The sequence below is a fragment of the Burkholderia sp. BCC1977 genome, from assembly GCF_905339595.1.
In the GTDB taxonomy this organism is placed as follows: domain Bacteria; phylum Pseudomonadota; class Gammaproteobacteria; order Burkholderiales; family Burkholderiaceae; genus Burkholderia.
This window is the reverse complement of the sequence record NZ_CAJPGQ010000010.1, coordinates 96,277-117,841: the sequence shown is the minus strand read 5'-3', so window position 1 is coordinate 117,841 and position 21,565 is coordinate 96,277. Positions and strand designations below refer to the sequence as shown.

General features: G+C 69.4%; 20 protein-coding genes. 15 read left to right on the top strand and 5 right to left on the bottom strand.

What is annotated here, in order from left to right; all coding sequences use genetic code 11:
• Nucleotides 1-6 precede the first annotated feature (6 nt).
• The 15 genes from U5771_RS11440 (at nt 7) to infA (ending at nt 16,174) form a co-directional block, all read left to right on the top strand.
• Nucleotides 7-822, top strand: coding sequence for an enoyl-CoA hydratase family protein (locus U5771_RS11440; protein WP_322024064.1), 816 nt, complete (start codon nt 7-9; stop codon nt 820-822).
• Nucleotides 819-1,988, top strand: a complete 1,170-nt coding sequence (locus U5771_RS11435; RefSeq protein WP_322024063.1) for an acyl-CoA dehydrogenase family protein — start codon at nt 819-821, stop codon at nt 1,986-1,988. Before U5771_RS11440 ends, U5771_RS11435 begins: the two co-directional genes overlap by 4 nt.
• Before the next feature lie 33 nt (nt 1,989-2,021).
• The gene (locus U5771_RS11430) at nt 2,022-3,092 is read left to right on the top strand and encodes an acyl-CoA dehydrogenase family protein (RefSeq protein WP_322024062.1); all 1,071 of its coding nucleotides are present in this window, start codon (nt 2,022-2,024) and stop codon (nt 3,090-3,092) included.
• Nucleotides 3,089-4,240 (top strand): acetyl-CoA C-acetyltransferase, encoded by a 1,152-nt coding sequence (locus tag U5771_RS11425; protein WP_322024061.1) that lies wholly within the window; start codon nt 3,089-3,091, stop codon nt 4,238-4,240. Before U5771_RS11430 ends, U5771_RS11425 begins: the two co-directional genes overlap by 4 nt.
• Before the next feature lie 41 nt (nt 4,241-4,281).
• Nucleotides 4,282-5,169: an SDR family oxidoreductase gene (locus U5771_RS11420; RefSeq protein ID WP_322024060.1), complete on the top strand. Its 888-nt coding sequence runs from the start codon at nt 4,282-4,284 to the stop codon at nt 5,167-5,169.
• Between the two features lie 3 nt (nt 5,170-5,172).
• Nucleotides 5,173-6,411, top strand: a complete 1,239-nt coding sequence (locus U5771_RS11415; RefSeq protein ID WP_322024059.1) for an acyl-CoA dehydrogenase family protein — start codon at nt 5,173-5,175, stop codon at nt 6,409-6,411.
• A complete protein-coding gene (locus U5771_RS11410; RefSeq protein ID WP_322024058.1) occupies nt 6,408-7,607 on the top strand; it encodes an acyl-CoA dehydrogenase family protein in 1,200 nt (399 codons plus the stop codon). Before U5771_RS11415 ends, U5771_RS11410 begins: the two co-directional genes overlap by 4 nt.
• The gene (locus U5771_RS11405; RefSeq protein ID WP_322024057.1) at nt 7,604-8,404 is read left to right on the top strand and encodes an SDR family oxidoreductase; all 801 of its coding nucleotides are present in this window, start codon (nt 7,604-7,606) and stop codon (nt 8,402-8,404) included. The genes U5771_RS11410 and U5771_RS11405 overlap by 4 nt, the downstream gene beginning before the upstream one ends.
• Nucleotides 8,404-8,889, top strand: a complete 486-nt coding sequence (locus U5771_RS11400; protein ID WP_322024125.1) for a MaoC family dehydratase — start codon at nt 8,404-8,406, stop codon at nt 8,887-8,889. The genes U5771_RS11405 and U5771_RS11400 overlap by 1 nt, the downstream gene beginning before the upstream one ends.
• A 12-nt stretch (nt 8,890-8,901) precedes the next feature.
• Nucleotides 8,902-10,107: an acetyl-CoA C-acyltransferase gene (locus U5771_RS11395; RefSeq protein ID WP_322024056.1), complete on the top strand. Its 1,206-nt coding sequence runs from the start codon at nt 8,902-8,904 to the stop codon at nt 10,105-10,107.
• Between the two features lie 168 nt (nt 10,108-10,275).
• Entirely contained in the window at nt 10,276-11,235 is a 960-nt protein-coding gene (locus U5771_RS11390) for a WD40/YVTN/BNR-like repeat-containing protein (RefSeq protein ID WP_322024055.1), read from the top strand.
• Nucleotides 11,236-11,334: 99 nt separating this feature from the next.
• Nucleotides 11,335-13,794: an efflux RND transporter permease subunit gene (locus U5771_RS11385; RefSeq protein WP_322024054.1), complete on the top strand. Its 2,460-nt coding sequence runs from the start codon at nt 11,335-11,337 to the stop codon at nt 13,792-13,794.
• Between the two features lie 77 nt (nt 13,795-13,871).
• Nucleotides 13,872-14,951: a Rieske 2Fe-2S domain-containing protein gene (locus U5771_RS11380; protein ID WP_322024053.1), complete on the top strand. Its 1,080-nt coding sequence runs from the start codon at nt 13,872-13,874 to the stop codon at nt 14,949-14,951.
• Between the two features lie 291 nt (nt 14,952-15,242).
• Nucleotides 15,243-15,446, top strand: a complete 204-nt coding sequence (locus tag U5771_RS11375) for a cold-shock protein (RefSeq protein WP_006751843.1) — start codon at nt 15,243-15,245, stop codon at nt 15,444-15,446.
• Between the two features lie 464 nt (nt 15,447-15,910).
• Entirely contained in the window at nt 15,911-16,174 is a 264-nt protein-coding gene (gene infA / locus U5771_RS11370; protein ID WP_006483034.1) for a translation initiation factor IF-1, read from the top strand.
• Between the two features lie 54 nt (nt 16,175-16,228).
• On the opposite strand, the gene U5771_RS11365 is transcribed toward infA, so the two are convergent.
• From U5771_RS11365 to U5771_RS11345, 5 genes are all read right to left on the bottom strand, one after another.
• Nucleotides 16,229-17,152 (bottom strand): alpha/beta hydrolase, encoded by a 924-nt coding sequence (locus U5771_RS11365; protein WP_322024052.1) that lies wholly within the window; start codon nt 17,150-17,152, stop codon nt 16,229-16,231.
• 173 nt (nt 17,153-17,325) lie between these two features.
• Nucleotides 17,326-18,357: a 4-hydroxy-2-oxovalerate aldolase gene (gene dmpG, locus U5771_RS11360; protein ID WP_322024051.1), complete on the bottom strand. Its 1,032-nt coding sequence runs from the start codon at nt 18,355-18,357 to the stop codon at nt 17,326-17,328.
• Nucleotides 18,358-18,373: 16 nt separating this feature from the next.
• On the bottom strand, nt 18,374-19,273 hold the full coding sequence (locus U5771_RS11355) for an acetaldehyde dehydrogenase (acetylating) (RefSeq protein ID WP_322024050.1): 900 nt from the start codon (nt 19,271-19,273) through the stop codon (nt 18,374-18,376).
• 13 nt (nt 19,274-19,286) lie between these two features.
• Nucleotides 19,287-20,069 carry a 2-oxopent-4-enoate hydratase gene (gene dmpE / locus U5771_RS11350; RefSeq protein ID WP_322024049.1) on the bottom strand — a complete coding sequence of 261 codons (783 nt, stop codon included), beginning with the start codon at nt 20,067-20,069 and terminating at the stop codon, nt 19,287-19,289.
• 98 nt (nt 20,070-20,167) lie between these two features.
• Nucleotides 20,168-21,550 (bottom strand): DUF1329 domain-containing protein, encoded by a 1,383-nt coding sequence (locus U5771_RS11345; RefSeq protein WP_322024048.1) that lies wholly within the window; start codon nt 21,548-21,550, stop codon nt 20,168-20,170.
• Nucleotides 21,551-21,565: the final 15 nt, after the last annotated feature.

Genomic DNA, 21,565 nt, shown 5'->3' with positions numbered 1-21,565 from the left:
GAGGCAATGGAGATGACAGCATCCAATCAACCGGGCGGCGCGACGCCGTTCCGGATCGAGCGCGCCGACGGCATCGCCGAACTGGTGATCGCCCATCCGCCCGTGAACGCGCTCGATGCGCAGGGCTGGCATGCGCTCGCGCGGGCGCTCGATGCGCTCGGCGAGGACGACGACGTGCGCGTGATCGTCGTGCGCGGCGAAGGCCGCGGCTTCTGCGCGGGCGTCGACATCAAGGAGCTGGCCGCGCATCCGGAGCGGATCGTGACGGTCAACGCGGGCAACTACGAGACGTTCCGCGCGGTGCACCGCAATCCGAAGCCGGTGATCGCGGCCGTGCACGGCTTCGTGCTCGGCGGCGGGATCGGCATCTGCGGCGCGGCGGACATCGTCGTCGCGGCCGATTGCGCACGCTTCGGGGTGCCGGAGATCGACCGCGGCGCGATGGGCGGCGGCGCGCACCTGCAGCGGCTGTTCGGCGTGCAGAAGGTCCGCACGATGTACTTCACCGGCGAGATGATCGACGCGGCCGAAGCGTACCGGCTCGGCGCGGTCGAGCAGGTCGTCGCACGCGACGCGCTGCGCGACGCGGCGCTCGCGATCGCCCGCAGGATCGCGGAGAAGAGCCCGGCGATGGTGCGGCTCGCGAAGGAGGCGCTGAACGGCGTCGAGGACGGCGATCTCGAGGACAAGTACCGCTGGGAGCAGGGCTTCACGCTGCAGGCGTACATGACGAACGACTCGACGGAAGCGCGTGCCGCGTTCGTCGAGAAGCGCGACGCGCGGTTCGACGCGCAGCCAACCGCCGAGGAGGCGCGCGCATGAACCTGACCTATACGCCGCAACAGCAGGCATTCCGCGCGGAAATCCGCGCCTGGCTCGCCGCGCACGTGCCGCGCGAGCGGCTGCCGAGCTTCGATACCGAGGCAGGCTTCGCCGCGCACCGCGAATGGGAGCGCACGCTGCACTCGGGCCGCTGGAGCATGGTCACGTGGCCGCGCGAGCTGGGCGGGCGCGGCTGCGACCTGATCGAGTGGCTGATCTTCGAGGAAGAGTACTGGCGCGCCGACGCACCGATGCGCGTGAACCAGAACGGCATCTTCCTGCTCGGCCCGACGCTGATGGATTTCGGCACGGACGCGCAGAAGGCGCGCTTCCTGCCGGCGATGGCGGCCGGCGAGCACGTGTGGGCGCAGGGCTGGTCGGAGCCGAACGCGGGCTCGGACATGGCCGCGATCCGCACGACGGCGATCCGCATCGGCGACGAGTACGTGCTCAACGGCCAGAAGATCTGGTCGACCCGCGCGGTCTGGGCCGACTGGCTGTTCGGGCTGTTCCGCAGCGATCCCGAATCGTCGCGCCACCATGGGCTCACGTTCCTGATGGTGCCGCTGTCGACGCCGGGCATCACGGTGCGGCCGATCCGCCAGCTGAACGGGCAGACCGGCTTCGCGGAAATCTTCTTCGACGACGTGCGGGTGCCGGTCGAGAACCGCCTCGCGGCCGAAGGCGCGGGCTGGCAGGTCGCGATGGCGACGGCCGGCTTCGAGCGCGGGCTGATGCTGCGTTCGCCCGCGCGTTTCCAGCGCACGGCGCAGGCGCTGCGCGACCTGTATCTCGCGCACCGCGACAGCGCGGACCGCGACCCGACGCTGCGCGAACGCGTGGTGTCCGCGTGGATGGACGCGCAGGCGTACGCGCTGTCGACCTATGCGACGGCGAGCCGGCTGCTGAAGGGCGGCCACATCGGCGCGGAGTCGAGCACCAACAAGGTGTTCTGGTCGGAGCTCGACCTGCGGATGCACCAGACCGCGCTCGACATTCTCGGCGCGCACGGCGAGGTCGTCCCGCAGACGGCCGCGCAGCACGCGACGCTCGGCCACTGGCTCGACGGCTTCCTGTTCGCGCAGGCCGGCCCGATCTACGCGGGCACCAACGAGATCCAGCGCAACATCGTCGCCGAACGGATGCTCGGCATGCCGCGCGCGTAAGCGCAGGCGACCTCCTCACTGAACGGACATCGTATGGATTTCGTATTCGATGAAGACCAGGAAGCGCTCGCGGACAGCGTGAAGCGCCTGCTGATGACCGAGATGACCCCGGAGCTGATCCGCGAGCTGTGGGCCACGCCGACCGGCCGCTCCGACGCGCTGTGGTCGCTGTTCGCATCGCAGGGGCTGACCGCCGTGTCGGTGCCCGAAGCGCACGGCGGCCTCGGCCTGGGCGAAGCGGAATGGGCGCTGCTCGCGCAGACCTACGGCTACTTCGGCAGCCCCGAGCCGCTGCTCGACACGGCGCTCGTGTCGGCCGGCGTGCTCGCGCGACTGCCCGCGAGCGACTGGCGCGACGCGCTGCTGCGCGACATCGCCGAAGGGCGCGCGCGCGTCGCGCTCGTGCATCCCGTGAACCCGTATGCGGCCGACGTGCACGTCGCGCAGGCGCTGCTGTGCGAGCACCGCGGCGAGCTGCATCGCGTCGATCCCGCGCGCTGCGCATGGCGCGCGGTCGACAGTGTCGACCCGTCGCGGCGCCTGTTCACGCTCGACTGGGAACCGTCGGCGGCCACGCGCATCGCGAGCGCCGACGAAGCCGCGCCGCTGCTGAACCGCGCGCTCGACCACGGCGCGTTCGCGGTCGCCGCGCAGCTGCTCGGCCTCACGCAGCGCGTGCTCGACGTCGCGATCGACTACAGCGCGCAGCGCAAGCAGTTCGGTCGTGCGATCGGTTCGTACCAGGCGCTCAAGCACCTGCTCGCCGACGTCGCGATCCGCTACGAGTTCGCGCGGCCGGTGGTCGCGCGCGCAGCGCAAGCGATCGCCGACGATCACCCGCAGCGCGCGGTGCTGGTGTCGCACGCGAAGCTCGCGGCGACCGCCGCCGCGCAGCTGGCCGCGCGTCACACGATGCAGGTGCACGGCGCGATCGGCTACACGTGGGAGCTCGACCTGCAGATCTTCATGAAACGGATCTGGGCGCTCTCCGGCAGCTGGGGCGACACCGCCTTCCACAAGGCCCGCGTGGCCGACGCGATCCTCGGCGACGCGTTGCCGATCGGCCCCGCGCAGACCTTCGACTTCGAGGAAACCAATCCATGAAACAAGCCTATATCGTCGACGCGCTGCGCACGCCGACCGGCCGCCGCAAGGGCGGGCTCGCGCACGTGCATGCGGCCGACCTCGGCGGCTTCGTGCTGAAGACGCTCGTCGAACGCAATGCGATTCCGGCCGACGAATATGACGACGTGGTGTTCGGCTGCGTCGACACGATCGGCCCGCTCGCCGGCAACATCGCGCGCACCTGCTGGCTCGCGGCCGGGTTGCCGCTGCAGGTGCCGGGCGTGACGGTCGATCGCCAGTGCGGCTCGTCCCAGCAGGCCGTGCATTTCGCCGCGCAGGCCGTGATGAGCGGCGTGCAGGACGTGGTGGTCGCGGGCGGCGTGCAGACGATGACGCAGATCCCGATCTCGTCCGCGATGACGAGCGCGGCGCCGCTGGGCTTCAACGACCCGTTCTCGGGCAGCACCGGCTGGCGCGCGCGCTTCGGCGACGCGCCGGTATCGCAGTTTGTCGCCGCGCAACGGATCGCCGATCACTGGAACCTGTCGCGCGACGCGATGGAGCGCTACGCGCTGGAAAGCCATCGCCGCGCGGTGGCGGCGATCGAGGCCGGCCATTTCAAGCGGGAAATCGTGCCGCTCGAAGGCGTGCTCCACGACGAGACGCCGCGCCCGGACACGTCGCTGGAAAAGATGGCGACGCTCGAACCGCTGATGCCGGGCGGTTCGCTGACGGCCGCCGTCGCGAGCCAGACCTGCGATGCGGCCGCGGCGCTCCTGATCGTGTCGGAGGACGCGCTCAAGCGCTACGGTCTCAGGCCGCGCGCGCGGATCCATCACCTGAGCGTGCTCGGCGACGATCCGCTGTGGATGCTCACCGCGCCGATCCCGGCAACCAAGGCGGCATTGAAGAAGAGCGGGCTCGACTGGTCGCGGATCGACGTCGTCGAGATGAACGAGGCGTTCGCGTCGGTCGCGCAGGCGTGGCTCGCCGACACGCGCTTCCCGCACGAAAAGACCAACCCGAACGGCGGCGGCATCGCGCTCGGCCATCCGCTCGGCGCGACCGGTGCGCGGCTGATGACGACGCTGCTGCACGAACTGGAGCGCACCGGCGGCCGTTACGGGCTGCAGACGATGTGCGAAGGCGGCGGTCTCGCGAACGTCACGATCATCGAGCGCCTGTGAGCGCGTCACTTTCACGATCTCTCGATCCACGAGGCACAAGCATGGGAATCTGTAACGGACGCACCGTCATCATCACCGGCGCGGGCGGCGGGCTCGGGCGCGAATACGCGCTCGCGTTCGCGGCCGACGGCGCGGCGGTCGTCGTCAACGACATCCGTCACGAGGCCGCGCAGGCCGTGTGCGACGAGATCGCCGAACGAGGCGCAAGCGGCGGCCGCGCGCTCGCCAATTCGGACGACATCACGCAGCTCGACACCGCGCAGCGGATCGTCGATGCGGCGCGCGAAGCGTTCGGCGACGTGCACGTGCTGGTCAACAACGCGGGCATCTGCCGCGACAAGATGTTCACCAGCATGACCGAAACCGACTGGGACGACGTGATGCGCGTGCACCTGCGCGGCCACTTCTGCCTGTCGAGCGTGCTGGCGCGCGTGTGGCGCGATGCGGCGAAAGCGGGCCGCGCGGTCGACGCGCGCATCGTCAACACGAGTTCGGGCGCCGGGCTGCAAGGCTCGATCGGCCAGTCGAACTACGGCGCGGCGAAGGCCGGCATCGCGGCGCTCACGCTGATGCAGGCGGTCGAGCTGCAGCGCTACGGCGTGCGCGTGAACGCGCTCGCGCCGGCCGCGCGCACATCGATGACCGAAGGCGTGTTCGCCGACATGATGAAGAAGCCCGAGGACGGCGGCTTCGACTATTTCGATCCGGCCAACGTCGCGCCGCTCGTGGTGTGGCTCGGCAGCGCGCTGTCGGCCGACGTGACGGGCCAGGTGTTCGAGGTTGCCGGCGGGATGATTGCGGTCGCCGAAGGCTGGCGCACGGGCCCGAGCGTCGATCGCGGCGCGCGCTGGGTGCCGGCCGAGGTCGGCCCGGCGGTCGCGCGGTTGCTCGCCGACGCACGTCCCGCGCAGCGCGTGTACGGGAGCTGAGCCATGGATCTGGCGCTCACCGACGAACAGGCGATGATCCGCGACGCGGCGGCGGACGTGCTCGCCGAGCGCAGCGCGTCCGCCGACGTGCGCCGCGCGCTCGAGCAATCGGCCGGCCGCGACGACGCGCTGTGGGCCGCGCTGGCGGGCGAGCTCGGCTGGAACGCGCTGTCGCTGCCGGAGGCGGCGGGCGGGATGGGGCTCGGCGCGGTCGAGCAGACGCTGCTGATGGAGCAGCTCGGCCGGCGCGTCGCGTGCGTGCCGTATTTTTCGACCGCGTGCCTGGCGGCGACCGCGCTGGCCGGCTGCGATGCGCCCGCTGCGACCGGCTGGCTCGCGAAGATTGCCGAAGGCGCGTGCAGCGCGACGCTGGCCGTGCCGTTCGCGTTGCCGGCAGGTTCATGGCAGTTGCCGGTCGTCGCGGAAGAAGCGGCGGGCGGCTACGCGCTGTCCGGCACGATCGAACAGGTGATCGACGCCGCGCGTGCCGACCTGCTGCTGATCCCGGCGCGGATCGCGACCGAAGGGCAGGCGATCGGGCTGTTCGCGATCGACGTCGCGACGGCGGCCGGCCTGAGCGTCGCGCCGCTCGACACGCTCGACGCGACGCGGCCGATCGCGCGCGTCGTCCTGGACGAAACCCGCGTGAACCGCGACGCGTTGTTCGCCGGCGGCACCGTTGCCGTGCAACTGCTCGAACGCACCGCATGGTTCGCGGCGCTTGCGCTGGCCGCCGAACAACTCGGCGGCGCCCAGCAGTGCCTCGACCTGACGCTCGACTACACCGGCCAGCGTGTGCAGTTCGGCCGTGCGATCGCGTCGTTCCAGGCGGTCAAGCACCGCTGCGCACAGATGATGGTGCTGATCGAATCCGCGCGCTCGGCCGTGCTCGGCGCCGCGCACGCGTGGGACGCGCAAGCCGGCAGCGGCGCATCCGGCGCCGCGCTGCGCGCCGACGTCGCGGCCGCGAAGGCCGCCGCGAACGACGCGGCGGCGTTCTGTGCACAGGAAGCGATCCAGCTGCACGGCGGCGTCGGCTTCACGTGGGAATACGACCCGCATCTCTATTTCAAGCGCGCGCAGGCGTCGGGCGCGCAGTTCGGCAGCACGCCGCAACTGCTCGAATGGCTCGCCCGCCATGCGATCGACGGTGGGGCATCGCAGCGCGACGCGGCGGGCGTCGCGTCGGTTCCGGCGACGGCAACCCGTCCGTCCGCCGCGCGCACAGGAGCCCTCCAATGAACAGCGACACGCGCGAACAGCAATTGCGGCACGAAGTCGCCGACTGGGTGCGGTCGCACCTGACCGGCGAATTCGCGTGCCTGAAATACCGCGGCGGCCCCGGCGACGAGGAAGCGTTTCCCGAACTGCGCAAGGCGTGGGAACGGGCGCTGGCGCAGGGCGGCTGGACCGGCCTCGGCTGGCCGGCCGACGCGGGCGGCCGCGGCTTCACGGTCGCCGAGCAGGTGATCTTCCACGAGGAATACGCGCGCGCCGGTGGCCCTGGGCGGATGGGGCATATCGGCGAAGGGCTGCTCGGGCCGACGCTCGTCGCGTGCGGCACCGACGACCAGCGCGCGCGCTTCCTGCCGGGGATTCTCGCCGGCACGCAGTTCTGGTGCCAGGGTTACTCGGAGCAGGGGGCTGGTTCCGATCTCGCGAACGTGCGCACGCGCGCCGAGCAGGACGGCGAAGGCACGTGGCGCGTGCATGGCCAGAAAGTGTGGACGTCGCTCGCGCACGACTCGGACTGGATCTTCGTGCTCGCACGCACCGATCCGGCGTCGAAGGGCAACAAGGGGCTGTCGTTCCTGCTGATGCCGCTCGACCAGCCGGGCATCGAGATTCGTCCGATCAGGCAGCTGAACGGCGGCGCCGAATTCAACGAAGTGTTCTTCGACGGCGCGCGCGCGGCGGCACGCGACCTGGTCGGCGCGCCGGGCGACGGCTGGCGGATCGCGATGACGCTGCTCGGTTTCGAGCGCGGGATGTCGACGCTCGGCCAGCAGATGCAGTTCGTCCGCGAACTCGAATGGGTGATCGACGCCGCGCGCGAAGCGGGCGCCGATCGCGATCCGGTGCTGCGCCAGCGGATCGGCCGCGCATGGGCCGGGCTGCGCGTGATGCGCTACAACGCGCTGCGGATGCTGTCGGGCGCGGACGACGCGAACGGCGCCACCGCACCGCTGCGCCGCGAGGCGCTGATCTACAAGTACTACTGGTCGAACTGGCATCGCGACCTCGGCCAGCTCGCGATGGATGCGCTCGGGCCCCGCGCGAACGTGATCGATCCGGCCGACGAAAAGCTCACCCATCTGCAGCGCGTATTCCTGTTCTCCCGTGCGGACACGATCTACGCCGGCACCAACGAAATCCAGCTCAACATCATGGCCGAGCGCGGGCTCGGCATGCCCAGGGAACCGCGAGGAAACGCATGACCGAACCCCAGATCCAGAAAGCGCCGGCCTACGTACCGGGCCACCAGCTGCTCGCCGGCAAGTCGGTGCTGATCACGGCCGCCGCCGGCGCCGGCATTGGCTTCGCGGCGGCGCGCCGCTGCGCGGAGGAAGGCTGCCGTGCGCTGTTCATCTCCGACATCCACGAGACGCGCCTCGAACAGGCCGTGGCGACGCTGCGCGCCGAAACCGGGCTGCAGCAGGTGTACGGCCGCCTGTGCAACGTCGCGGTCGAGGACGACGTGCAGGCGCTCGTTGCTCAGGCCCGGGACCAGCTCGACGGCGTCGACGTATTGATCAACAACGCCGGGCTCGGCGGCGCGAAACGCATCGTCGAAATGGACGATGCCGAATGGTCGCGGGTGATCGACATTAGTCTTACCGGGACGTTCCGGATGACGCGCGCGATGCTGCCGCACATGCAGGCCCGCGGCCGCGGCGCGATCGTCAACAACGCATCGGTGCTCGGCTGGCGTGCGCAGGCGGAACAGGCGCACTACGCGGCGGCGAAAGCGGGCGTGATGGCGCTCACGCGCTGCGCGGCGCTCGAGGCGTCGCCGTACGGCGTGCGCATCAACGCGGTCGCGCCGAGCATCGCGATGCACGATTTTCTGAAGAAGTCGGCCCCGGCCGACCTGCTGAATCAACTGGCGTCGCGCGAAGCCTTCGGGCGCGCCGCCGAAGTCTGGGAGGTCGCGAACGTGATGGTGTTCCTTGCAAGCGATTACGCGTCGTACATGACGGGCGAAGTGCTGTCGGTGAGCAGCCAGCACGCATGATGGACACGACCCTCGACTCCGTGCGCGCGACGCCCCGCGTGTTCGCGCATCCCGGCGAACTCGCGGCGGCCGTGGGCGACACGCTCGGCGCGAGCGCATGGCTCGCGATCGACCAGCTCCGCATCGACGGTTTCGCCGACGCGACGGGCGACCACCAGTGGGTGCACGTCGACCCGGTGCGCGCGAAGGACGGCCCGTTCGGCGCGTGCATCGCGCACGGCTATCTGACGCTGTCGCTCGTCAATCATTTCCTGCCGCAGATCGTGCGCATCGACGGCGCGCGGCTCGGCGTCAACTACGGCTGCGACAGGATCCGCTTCCCGGCGCCGGTGAAGGTCGGCGCTCGCGTGCGCGGGGTCGGCGAGCTGCTGCGCGTCGAGCCGCTCGACGGCGGCGTGCAGGCGTGGATCCGCGTGACCGTCGAGATCGAAGGCGAGGCGAAGCCCGGTTGCGTCGCCGACGCGATCAGCCGCTATTACTTCTAGAGAGTCAGAGACATGGAAGACGCAGTCATCGTTTCCGTCGCACGCACGCCGATCGGCAAGGCGTTTCGCGGCATGTTCAACGACACCGAGGCGCCCGCGCTGGGCGGCCACGTCGTGCGCACGGCGCTCGAACGCGCGGGCGTCGCGCCGGCCGATGTCGACGACGTGCTGATCGGCTGCGCCGCGCAGCAGGGCACGCAGGGCTACAACATCGGCCGCCTGTCGGCCGCGGCCGCCGGGCTGCCGGCGTCGGTGCCCGGCATGGCGATCGACCGGATGTGCTCGTCGGGCCTGATGTCGATCGCGAGTGCCGCGCGCGGCATCGGCGCGGGCGACGCGCGGATCGTCGTCGCGGGCGGCGTCGAATCGATCTCGCTCACGCAGAACAAGCACAAGAACGGCTACCGCGCGCGTTCGCAGGCCGTGCTCGACCACCAGCCGGCCGCGTACATGGCGATGATGGAAACGGCCGAGATCGTGTCGCGCCGTTACGGCATCTCGCGTGCCGCGCAGGACGAATTCGCGCTGCAGAGCCACCAGCGCACGGCCGACGCGCAGGCAGCGGGCCGCTTCGACGCGGAAATCGCGCCGCTCGACGTGCGGCGCGCGCTGTTCGACAAGGAAGGCAACCCGACCGGTCACGAGGACGTGCGCGCGGCGCGCGACGAAGGCGTGCGCGCCGATACGACGGCCGAACGGCTCGCGGGGCTGAAGCCGTCGTGGAGCGGCGGCAAGGTCGTCGAGCAGGGCGAGTTCGTGACGGCCGGCAACGCGTCGCAGCTGTCGGACGGCGCGGCGGCGGTCGTCGTGATGTCGCGTGCAGAAGCAGAGCGCCGCGGGTTGACGCCGCTCGGTACGTTCCGCGGGCTGGCCGTGGCCGGCTGCGAGCCGGACGAGATGGGCATCGGCCCGGTGTTCGCGATTCCGAAGCTGCTCGGGCGGTTCGGGATGACCGTGCGCGACGTCGGGCTGTGGGAGCTGAACGAGGCGTTCGCGTGCCAGGCGCTGTATTGCCGCGACACGCTCGGCATCCCCGACGAGCGGCTGAACGTCGACGGCGGCGCGATCGCGCTCGGCCACCCGTTCGGGATGTCGGGCGCGCGGATGACGATGCACGCGCTGCTCGAAGGCGCGCGCCGCGGCGTGCGGCATGCGGTCGTGACGATGTGCATCGGCGGCGGGATGGGCGCCGCGGCGCTGTTCGAAGTCGGCGCGTAGCGGCCTTCGACGCTGTCGCACCGGCAGTCGGACCGGAACCCCCGGTTCGGCCGCCATCCATGCGGGACCATTCGAGGCCGCGGCGACGACCGACAGCCCGGAGACTTGCAGCGGCAGGGCGAGCGCGTCGGCGCGGGCCCGGGCCGACGCAAAGACAGGAGACAACCGATGAAACGTACTTTGCCAGGACTCGCGATGTCGGCGCTCGTGCTCGGCGCCGCGCTGTTCGCGTTTTCGCCGCGCCCGCTGCCGGCGTTCCCGGTCACCGCGATCCATGCGGACCGCCTGCAGATCAACGGGCTCGCCCGCGCCGGCACGCGCATCGTCGCGGTCGGCGAGCGCGGCGTGATCCTGCTGAGCGACGATGCGGGCCGCCGCTGGCGGCCGGCGTCGGTCACGCCCGACCAGGGCTCGACGCTCACGCAGGTGAGCTTCGTCACGCCGACGCTCGGCCTCGCGGTCGGCCACGACGGCCGGATCCTGCGCAGCGACGACGCGGGCGTGCACTGGCGCGAGGTCCACGGCGACCACGCGCATGCCGATCCGCTGCTGTCCGTGTGGGGCAGCGCGAACGGCCCGCTGTTCGCGGCCGGCAGTTTCGGCCAGCTGCTGCGCTCGGACGATGCCGGGCTCACGTGGCAGCCGCTGAAGACGCCGGCGGGCGATCGCCACCTGAACGCGATCGTCGGCGACGGCCACGGCACCCTGCTGATCGCGGGCGAGAGCGGCACGCTGCTGCGCTCGACCGACAACGGCGCGACCTGGGACAAGCTGCCGTCGCCGTACGCAGGCTCGCTGTTCGGCGCGCTGATGCTCGCGAACGGCGACTGGGTCGCGTACGGCATGCGCGGCAACGTGCTGCGCAGCACCGATCGCGGGGCGACCTGGACGCACGTCGACAGCCACGTGCCGGTGTCGTACTTCGGCGCGACCCAGCTCGCCGACGGCGAACTCGTGCTGGTCGGCCAGGGCGGTGCGATCGTCGCGTCGCGCGACGGCGGCCTGAGCTTCGACGTGCGCAAGCTCGGCGGCGTGCAGAGCCTCGCGGCCGTGCTCGAGATGGGCCGCGGCGCGCTGCTGCTCGGCGGCGAGGCCGGCGTCGCGCCGCTTGCCGCGTCGCCGTCCTGATGCGCGGCGGCGGTTGCCGCCGCCCGCATCCGCTCGCCTCGCTGCGTGGACCCGCATCGTCCGCATCGCCTGTCCCGTCCGTTCCGACCCGAGAAATCCATGAACGACCTGTCACGCCCCACCGAAGCCGTTCCCGTGTCGCGCCTCGCCGCGTTCGTCGAGCGCTGCGCCGACACGATCATCCGGCAGCGCCGGCTGCTGATGCTGCTGTGCGTCGCGGTGACGCTCGCGCTCGGCCCGTCCGCGACGCGCCTGAAGCTCGATCCGGGCTTCAACAAGATGATTCCGATGCAGCACCCGTACATGCAGGTGTTCGAGCGTTACGCGGGCGCGTTTCCCGGCGCGAACACGATCCTCGTCAGCCTGCGCTGGAAGGGCGACGGCGACATCTACAACCCGACGTTCATGGACGCGCTGCGCCATGCGACCGACGACGTGTTCTTCATTCCCGGCGTGAACCGCTCGCGCGTGTTCTCGCTGTTCACGCCGAACGTCCACTACACCGAGGTGACCGAAGCCGGCTTTCGCGGCGACGTGGTCGTGCCCGGCCAGTTCTCGAGCGCGAACCCGGACGATCTCGCCAAGGTGCGCCGCAACGTCGCGCGTTCCGGACAGATCGGCCGGCTGGTCGGCAACGACCTGAAGTCGGCGCTGATCCGCGCGGAGCTGCGCGAGACCGATCCGGCCACCGGCAAGCGGCTCGACTACAGCGCGGTCGCGCGCCAGCTCGAGGAGGTCCGCGCGCGCTACGCGAAGCAGGGCATCGACGTGAACATCATCGGCTTCGCGAAGCTGGTGGGCGACGTCGAGGCCGGGATCGCCGGCGTGATGGCGTTCTTCGCGCTGGCGTTCCTCGTGACGGCCGCGCTGCTGTTCGCCTATACGCGCTCGCTGAAGACCACCGTGCTCGCGCTTGTCGTCGCGCTGCTGCCGGTCGTCTGGCTGCTCGGCGCGCTGCCGCTGCTCGGGCTCGGCATCGACCCGATGTCGATCCTCGTGCCGTTCCTGATCTTCTCGATCGGCGTGTCGCACGCGGTGCAGATGACCAATGCGTGGAAGCAGGCGCTGGTGCGCGGCGCGTCGCCGGTCGAGGCCGCGCGCGACGCGTTCCGCAAGCTGTTCGTGCCGGGCACGGTCGCGCTGCTGACCAACGCGCTCGGCTTCATGGTGATCATGCGGATCAGGATCGACATCGTGCGCGAGCTCGGCATCACCGCGTGCCTCGGCGTGCTGCTGATGATCGTCACCAACAAGGTGTTCCTGCCGATCCTGTTGTCGTACACGCGCCTCGAACGCGGCACGCTGGCGCGTGCGCAGCGCACGGCGGCGGCCGGCGGCAGCGGGAAGTGGTCGCGCTTCGCGGTGTTCGCGCGGCCGGCGCCGGCGCTCGGCGTGTTCGCCGTGGCGCTCGCGCTGCTCGCGTACGGCACGCTCGAATCGCGCAAGCTGGAGATCGGCGACATCGGCACCGGCGCGCCGGAGCTGCGCGCGAACTCGCGCTACAACATCGACAACGCGGCGATCACGCACCAGTACAACATCGGCGTCGACGTGCTGTCGGTGATCGTCGAGACGACCGGCTTCGACGATGCGTGCCTGCATTACCCGGTGATGAGCGCGATCGAGAAGTTCGAGATGACCATGCGCGGCGTGGCCGGCGTGCAGTCGGTGACGAGCGTGTCGTCGCAGGGCAAGGTGTTCATCGCCGCGTTCAACGAAGGCAATCCGCGCTGGGCCGCGCTGCCGCGCTCCAGCGACGGGCTCACGCAGGGCGCCAATGCGTTCGATCCCGACAACGGGATGAACACCGCGAACTGCAAGGCGATCCAGGTGCTGATCTACACCAGGAACCACGAAGGCACGACCATCGCGCACATCGTCGACGAGATCAAGCGCTACGCGGCCGAGAATCCGACGCCGAACGTCGCGTTCCGGCTCGCCGGCGGCAACGTCGGCGTGATGGCCGCGACCAACGAGGCGGTCGGCGACGCGGAGATCGCGATGCTGCTGTCGATCTTCGGCGCGATCGCGCTGCTCTGCGCGGTCACGTTCCGCTCGTGGCGCGCGGTGCTGTGCATCATCGTGCCGCTCACGCTGGTGTCGATCCTGTGCAACGCGGTGATGGCGCGGCTCGGCATCGGGCTGAAGGTCGCGACGCTGCCGGTGATCACGCTCGGCGTCGGGGTCGGCGTCGACTACGGGATCTACCTGTACGAACGGCTGCAGCACGACATCCGTCACGGCGCGACGCTGCCGGACGCGTTCGCCGACGCGATGCGCCAGCGCGGCACCGCGGCGCTGTTCACGGCCGTCACGATGTTCATCGGCGTCGGCACGTGGGCGTTCTCCGCACTGAAGTTCCAGGTCGACATGGGCGTGCTGCTCGCGTTCATGTTCCTCGTGAACCTGTTCGGTGCGGTGTTCCTGCTGCCCGCGCTGGCCGCCTGGCTCGGCGTCGAGCGCGCCGAGCGCCGCGTGCCGCAGCAGCCGCAGGCGGCCGCGCCCACACCCGCGCTCAAGGCGGCGCGCGCGCTCGAACCCGGCAATCCGGTGCGCTGAGCGGCCCGAACCCCGAACCCCCATTACCCCGGTGCGCGGCGGGCCGCCGCGCGTTCCCCAAAGAGGAGTCAACCCACATGTCCGCACGCCCTTACAAGATCGAAGCCCAGCCGCTCGCGCAGCGCTATGCGCGCGGCTGGCACTGCCTCGGGCTCGCCCGCGACTACAAGGACGGCAAGCCGCACACGCTGAACATCTTCGGCCGCAAGCTCGCCGCGTTCGCCGATTCGGCCGGCCGGATCAACGTCGTCGACGCGTACTGCCCGCACATGGGCGCCGACCTGAGCCTCGGCACGGTCGACGGCGACAATCTCGTCTGCCCGTTCCACGGCTGGGCCTGGAACGGCGAAGGGCAGTGCGCGTCGATCCCGTACTGCAAGCGGATCCCGCCGAAGGCGCGCATCGGCGCATGGCCGACCTGCGAGGAGAACAACCTGCTGTTCGTGTGGAACGACCCGGAAGGCAATGCGCCGCCGCCGGAAGTCGCGATTCCGCGTCTCGACGTGTGCTTCGCCGACGAATGGTCGGATTGGGTGGTCGACAAGATGGTGATCCAGGCGAACTGCCGCGAGCTGGTCGACAACATCTCGGACGTCGCGCACTTCGCGACCGTGCACCACGCGCCGATCGACTATTTCGCGAACCTGTTCGAGGATCACAAGGCGACGCAGCTGATGGTCGGCCGCAGCGAGAAGCTCGGCGGCGACAGCCTGACCGCGCTGTCGACCTATTTCGGGCCGGCCGTGCACATCACGCAGATGACGGGGCAGAGCGGCGGGCAGCCGATCCATTCGGTGCTGCTGAACTGCCACGTGCCGATCGACATGAACAGCTTCGAGCTGCGCTACGGCGTGATCGTGAAGAAGGTGGCCGGCCTGAGCGACGAACAGAACCTGGAGATCGCGAACGCGTACGTGAAGGAAGCGCAGCGCGCGTTCTACGAGGACGTCGACATCTGGCACAGCAAGACGCGGATCGACAACCCGCTGCTGTGCGAAGGCGACGGGCCGCTGTACCAGATGCGCGACTGGTATTCGCAGTTCTACCTGGACGCGGCCGACGTGCGGCCGTCGAGCGTCGCGCGCAAGACGTTCGAGATGAAGATCCGCGACGGCGAGGCGCCGCCGGCGCTGCATCACGTGTTCGAACCGCGGTAACGGGAGGCCGGGAGGCGATGCGCGGCGAAAAAAGGGGGCGTATCGTTTTGCCTCCCGATCGCCGCTCACGCCCGCCAGGCAAGGCGCGCGGGCAGCCGCGCGCCTGCGTCGCACCGAAAGAGCTTGACGGATCGGCCTGCACCGCGTAGTGTCCGAGACCGAAGTGTTCAAGAAGTTCGATTGCTCATCATTGGCCGCACACCGTGCGGCAGTCGTTGGTCTCTCCCTCTTTTGATTCTTTCTGTGCCCGCCACGGGCGCATGTTCAATCATTCGTATTAAGGAAGTATTTGTGGATACCGGTACCGTCAAGTGGTTCAACGAAACCAAGGGCTTTGGTTTCATCTCCCCGGACAACGGCGGCGACGATCTGTTCGCCCATTTCTCGGAAATTCGCGGCACGGGCTTCAAGACCCTGGCCGAAGGCCAGAAGGTCAGCTACGAAGTGAAGCGTGGCCCGAAGGGTCTGCAAGCGTCGAACATCACGCCGCAGTAAGCCGCGTCGGCACCGGCCGCTCGTACGCGGCCGCTGCCGGACGGATTTCGCGCGGATGCCGGCCCGAGCCGGTGTCCTGCGCGTTCCGACGCACACGACCGATGCATCGAGGTAATACACGATGCATCGGTCGTGTGCTTCCCTCATCCATCGCCGGTCCGTACGACCTGCGATCCAACGCCCTCGCGAAGCGCTCGCCGCGTCGCCAGCGGCCCATGCTGCAACCTGAGTAGACCGTCGCCATGCCGCACGCGGCGCGGTCCCGACTTTGCGCGGTGCCGATCGCACCGCCGCCACCGACCGCCCGACCGCCGCACTGTGCCGGGCTCCGATTGCAAGACGGGCCAGTCGCCCGTCTGAACGAGTTGATCCCCGGCATCCTGCCGGCCGCCGTCCCGTTGTGGGGCACGGCGCCGGCGAGCTCGCCGCGGCCGCGGTCATTCACCTTGTCTGGAGGAATTGGTTTGGCAAAAGAAGAACTGCTGGAACTGGACGGAATCGTCGACGAAGTGCTGCCGGACAGCAAATACCGTGTCACGCTGGAAAACGGCGTCGTGGTCGGCGCATACGCGTCGGGCCGCATGCGCAAGAACCACATCCGCATTCTCGCGGGTGACCGTGTGACGCTGGAACTGTCGGTGTACGACCTGACGAAGGGGCGCATCAACTTCCGTCACAAGGACGCGAATTCGCCGCGTCCGCCGCGCAGCGGGCAACCGCGTCGTTAAGCAGTAGCGATCGGGCAGCGCAACGCCGTACCGATCGAAACCCGTCCGGCCCCGTCACGCGGCCGGGCACACCGGATGGACGGCGCGGGTCGCGCCGTTCGTCGGTCGCCGGCGGCGGGGCAGTGCCGCGGCGGCCAACCTGATCTTCTCCGGTCGCGGCGTGCGCAACACGCAAGCGGTCGCGTCTCGCAGGAAATCTTCCACGATCGTCGCGAAATATGGCGGACATTCCCGCATCGGGTAGTGCCCGCCATTCGGAAGCGTCAGCGGCCGTGCGTTCGGATGCCACGCGAGGAATGTGGCGCGCATCGCCGTTTCGTCGAGCCCCGGATCCTTGTCGCCGACGATCACCAGATAGCGGGCGCCGAGCCCGCGCACGGCGTCGACGAAATTCGTCCCGGTGAGCATGTCGAGATACGCGAGCCGGCAAGCGGGCGCCACGCGCTCGCGGTTCTGCCGCAGCTTCAACTCGGCCCGGCGTGCCGACAACCCACCCGTCACGAACCGCACGAGCCGGCGCAAGGCGTCGTCGTTCACAGTCGTGCTCGCAAAGAAGGCGCGCGCGTCGTCGCTCAGGCGATTGCCGGCCGCCGATACCGGGCACACGGCGATCGCGCTCTTGATGCGCGACGGCGAGTCGGCGGCGATGCGCTGCGTCGCCATGCCGGTCATCGAATGGCCGATCACATGAAAGCGCTGCCAGCCGAGCCGGTCCGCGAGCGCGAGACAATCGACGGCGATCTCATCGACGGTGCATGCACCGCTCAGGTGGATCGATTTTCCGTAGCCGCGCAGGTCGACGAATACGGATGTGAAGGCCGCTTCGTCCAGATACGGCAGCAGGGCCGTGTAGTTCGTATGGTCGCCGAGCCAGTCGTGCAGGACCATCACGCACTCGGGGCCGGTGCCGTGCTGGAGGTAGCCCAGAATGGCGGGGCCGGTGTTCGGGCGGGAGGCGAGGGTGTCGATACGGTTCATTTCAAGTCGTTTCCTTTTGGTCCGGGAACCAAAACGAAACGCCCTCCCGGCGGACCGGGAGGGCGTCTTGAACGTGGCTCGATCGTATCGGGCCGATCGGCGAAAGTCAACGTGCCGCGTGCGATCCCACCGCTGAAGTTTGCTGCTTCCGGACGAAGACCGATTGCGATCGATCAGGCCGCCACCGCCCGTGCCCGCGCCATCGTCAGCGCCGCGTCCTCGATCATGTCCTCCTGCCCGCCGACGAGCCGCTGCCGCCCGAGTTCAACGAGGATATCGCGCGCCGGAATCCCGTACTTCGCTTCCGCACGCTTCGCGAACAGCAGGAACGACGAGTAGACGCCCGCATAACCGAGCGTCAGCGCATCGCGGTCGAGGCGAATCGGCGCGTCCATGATCGGCACGACGAGATCCTCCGCCACGTCCGAAATCGCGAACACGTCGACGCCGGTCTCGATCCCCATCCGGTCGCACACCGCGACGAACACTTCCATCGGCGTATTGCCCGCACCCGCGCCGAGGCCGGCCGCGGCCGCGTCGATCCGGTTCGCGCCGGCGGCGACCGCCGCAACCGAGTTCGCGACGCCCATCGCGAGATTGTGGTGCCCGTGGAAGCCGAGTTCGGTCTCGGGCTTCAGCGCGGCGCGGACCTGGCCGATCCGCGCGGTCACGTCGTCGGGCAGCATGTGGCCGGCCGAGTCGGTGATGTAGATGCAGTTCGCGCCGTACGACTCCATCAGCTTCGCCTGCACGACGAGCTGCTCGGGCGCCGACATGTGCGCCATCATCAGGAAGCCGACCGTATCGAGCCCGAGGGTGCGCGCGAGGCCGATATGCTGTTCCGACACGTCCGCCTCGGTGCAGTGCGTCGCGACGCGGATCGTGCCGACGCCGAGCTCATGCGCCATGCGCAGGTGCTCGACGGTGCCGATGCCGGGCAGCAGCAGCGCCGACACCTTCGCCTGCTTCAGTTCCGGAATCACGGCGCTCAGGTACGCCTCGTCCGTGTGCGCGGGAAAGCCGTAGTTGACCGACGCGCCGCCGAGCCCGTCGCCGTGCGTGACCTCGATCAGCGGCACGCCGGCCGCATCGAGCCCGCGCGCGATGTCGCGCATCTGGTCGAGCGTGATCTGGTGACGTTTCGGGTGCATCCCGTCGCGCAGCGACATGTCGTGGACGGTGATCTTCTTGCCTGCAAGTGACATCGTGTGACTCCTCGACTCAAGCGGTGGCGGCCGTCGCGGCCAGCATCTGTTCGGCGAAACGCTCGGCCGTGGCGGCCGCGGCGGCCGTCATGATGTCGAGGTTGCCCGCGTACTTCGGCAGGTAGTCGCCGAGCCCCTCGACTTCCATGAACACCGACACGCGATTGCCGTCGAACACCGGACCGTTCTTCAGCGTGTAGCCGGGCACGTAGCGCTGCACTTCCTTGACCATCGCATGCACCGATGCCGTGATCGCGTCGACGTCGGGCGGGCCGTCGGTCAGGCAGTGGATCGTGTCGCGCATGATCAGCGGCGGCTCGGCCGGATTGATCACGATGATCGCCTTGCCCTTGCGGGCGCCGCCGACCTGTTCGATCGCGCCGGACGTCGTGCGCGTGAATTCGTCGATGTTCTTGCGCGTGCCGGGGCCGACCGAACGCGACGATACCGTTGCGACGATCTCGCCGTACGCGACCGGTTGCACGCGCGACACGGCATACACCATCGGGATCGTCGCCTGGCCGCCGCAGGTCACCATGTTCACGTTCATCTGCGCGCTGTCGAGGTGCGCGTCGAGATTCACCGGCGGCACGCAGTACGGCCCGATCGCGGCGGGCGTCAGGTCGATCATCTTCACGCCGAGCGCGGTGAGCTTGTCGGCGTTGTCGCGATGGACGTAGGCGGAGGTCGCGTCGAACGCGATGCGGATGTCGTCGGCGGCGACGTGCGGCAGCAGCCCGTCGACGCCCTGGTCGGTGGTCTTCAGGCCGAATTCGCGGGCCCGTGCGAGGCCGTCGGACGCCGGGTCGACGCCGACCATCCACACGGGCTCGAGCACCGTCGAGCGGCGCAGCTTGTACAGCAGGTCGGTGCCGATGTTGCCGGGCCCGATCAGTGCGCATTTGATTTTCTTCATCAGGTTCGTTCCTTTAGATAAAGCGGACGTCGCAACCGCCGATGCCGGAGATGTGCATCGACAAGGCGTCGCCGGCCGTGACCGGAATCAGTTTCGCGAGGGAGCCGGACAGCACGATCTCGCCGGCGAGCAGCGGCACGTCGTATGCGGCGAGGGTGTTCGCGAGCCATGCGACCGCGTCGGCGGGATGGCCGAGCGCCGCATCGCCGCGGCCCTGGGCGACGGGCTCGCCGTTCTTCTCGATCGTCATCTCGCACGCGGCGAGATCGAGCGTGCGCGGGTCGACGCGCGCATCGCCGAGCACGTACACGCCGCACGACGCGTTGTCGGCGACGGTGTCCTCGATGCGGATCGCCCAGTCGCGGATGCGCGAATCGACGATCTCGAAGCAGGGCGCGACGGCGGCCGTCGCGGCGATCACGTCGGTGCGGTCGATACCGGGGCCGCGCAGGTCGCGCGCCAGGATGAACGCGATCTCGCCTTCGGCGCGCGGCGCGATCAGCGACGCGGCGGCGATCGCCTCGCCGGCCGCGTAGTGCATGCCGGACAGCAGGATGCCGAAATCGGGCTGGCGCACGTTCAGCATGTCCTGCACGGCCTGGCTCGTCACGCCGATCTTCTTGCCGACCACCGCTTCGCCGCGCTCGATGCGGCGTTCGATGAAGCGTTGCTGGATGCGGTACGCATCGTCGAGGGAAAGCCGGCGCGGCCGCGCCGACAGCGGCGCGACCGGCGCGCGGGCGTGCCACGCGGCATACAGCTCGTCGCCGAGCGTCGCATGCAAGCGGTTGGACATGGTAGGGCCCTCGATTGGAAAAGGCCGCCGTCTCGGGCGGCGTCGCGCGCCGGAGCGAAGCTCCGGCGCATAGGTCGCGGACGTGCCGCGCCGGTTGCTTAGTTACCCGAACTGCGGATCGCGTCCGGCGAGAAATAGGCCTCGCTGAACTGCGGGCTGCTGTCGAGCTTCGGCATCGGCCCTTCGTTGGTCAGGCGGTCGGCCATGTACGCGCCGGAGATCAGGTCGTGGTAGAACACGACGCTCGGGTAGAACGTCTTCGCGTCATACGCGTACAGCGTCGTCGCGACGTTGGTGCGCCACAGCTGGCCGCGTGCGTCGTAGTTGTCGGCGAGCAGCGTCATCCACGAATCCTCGTCGATGTACAGCACGCGCTTCGCATACTGGTGGCGGTAGCCGCTCTTCAGCGTCGCCTGCAGCACCCACACGCGATGCAGCTCGTAGCGGAGGTAGGACGGATTCTCGTGGCCCTTGGTCAGCAGGTCCGCATACTTGACCGAGCTGTCCATCGCCTTGTAGTTGTCGTACGGCACGTACACTTCGCGCTTGCCGACGATCTTCCAGTCGTAGCGGTCGCCGGGGCCGTTGTACAGGCGGTCGTCGTCGACGGTGCGGAAGCCGCCCGGGCCCTGCGGCTGGTCATAGCCGTATTCCGGCGCCTGGCGCACGCGCCGCGTGCCGGGGTTGTACATCCACGTGCGCGACGAGTTGTCGGCGCCGGCCTTGTCCCAGTTGGTGAAGCCGACGATCAGCGAGCCGCGGTCCGACAGCGGCAACTCCGTCGCGTTGCGATAGAACGTGCGGTTGTTCAGGTCGCTCTTCACGTCGTACTTGCCGACGTTGCGCGGCGAATAGATGTCGTAGCGCACCTTGCCCCACGCGATGTTGCCGTCGGAATAGACCACCGCCTGGTCGTAGGTTGCCTGCTCGGCGCCGATCGCCGACGACATGCGCTGGTTCCACAGCAGCTCGGCGGCGGTCTTCGGGATCGGGTAGGGCACCTGCGGCGGCGCGTTGGTCAGCCCGTTCGCATCGGACGTCATCGTCGAATCGGGCGAGTACGTGCGGATGTCCTTGTAGACGGAATCCGCATAGCGGAAGTCGCGGTGGCTCGGATAGACGTTGATCTTGAACGTGGCCGGGTAGCGCTTGAACATCGCCTTCTGGCCGTCGGTCAGGTGCTCGGCGTACTGCGCCATGTTTTCCGCGGTGATCGTCGCGACCGGCTTCTCGCTCGCGAACGGATCGGGGTAGCGGCTGCCGCGCTTGTACTGCACGTCGGGCGGCGTGCCGAGCCACTTGCCCGACCACTCGGGCACGCTGTTGTCCTTGCTCGCGGCGCGCACCGCGCCCATTGGCGTGAGCGTGCCGTCGAGCGCCTTCAGGTCGTCCGGCGTGACCTTCGGGAACGACGCCGTCGCGACGACCGCGCACGCGGTCATCACCGACGCGCGCAGGAGGGGGAGATGAATGCGTTTCATATCAATCCTCTTGTT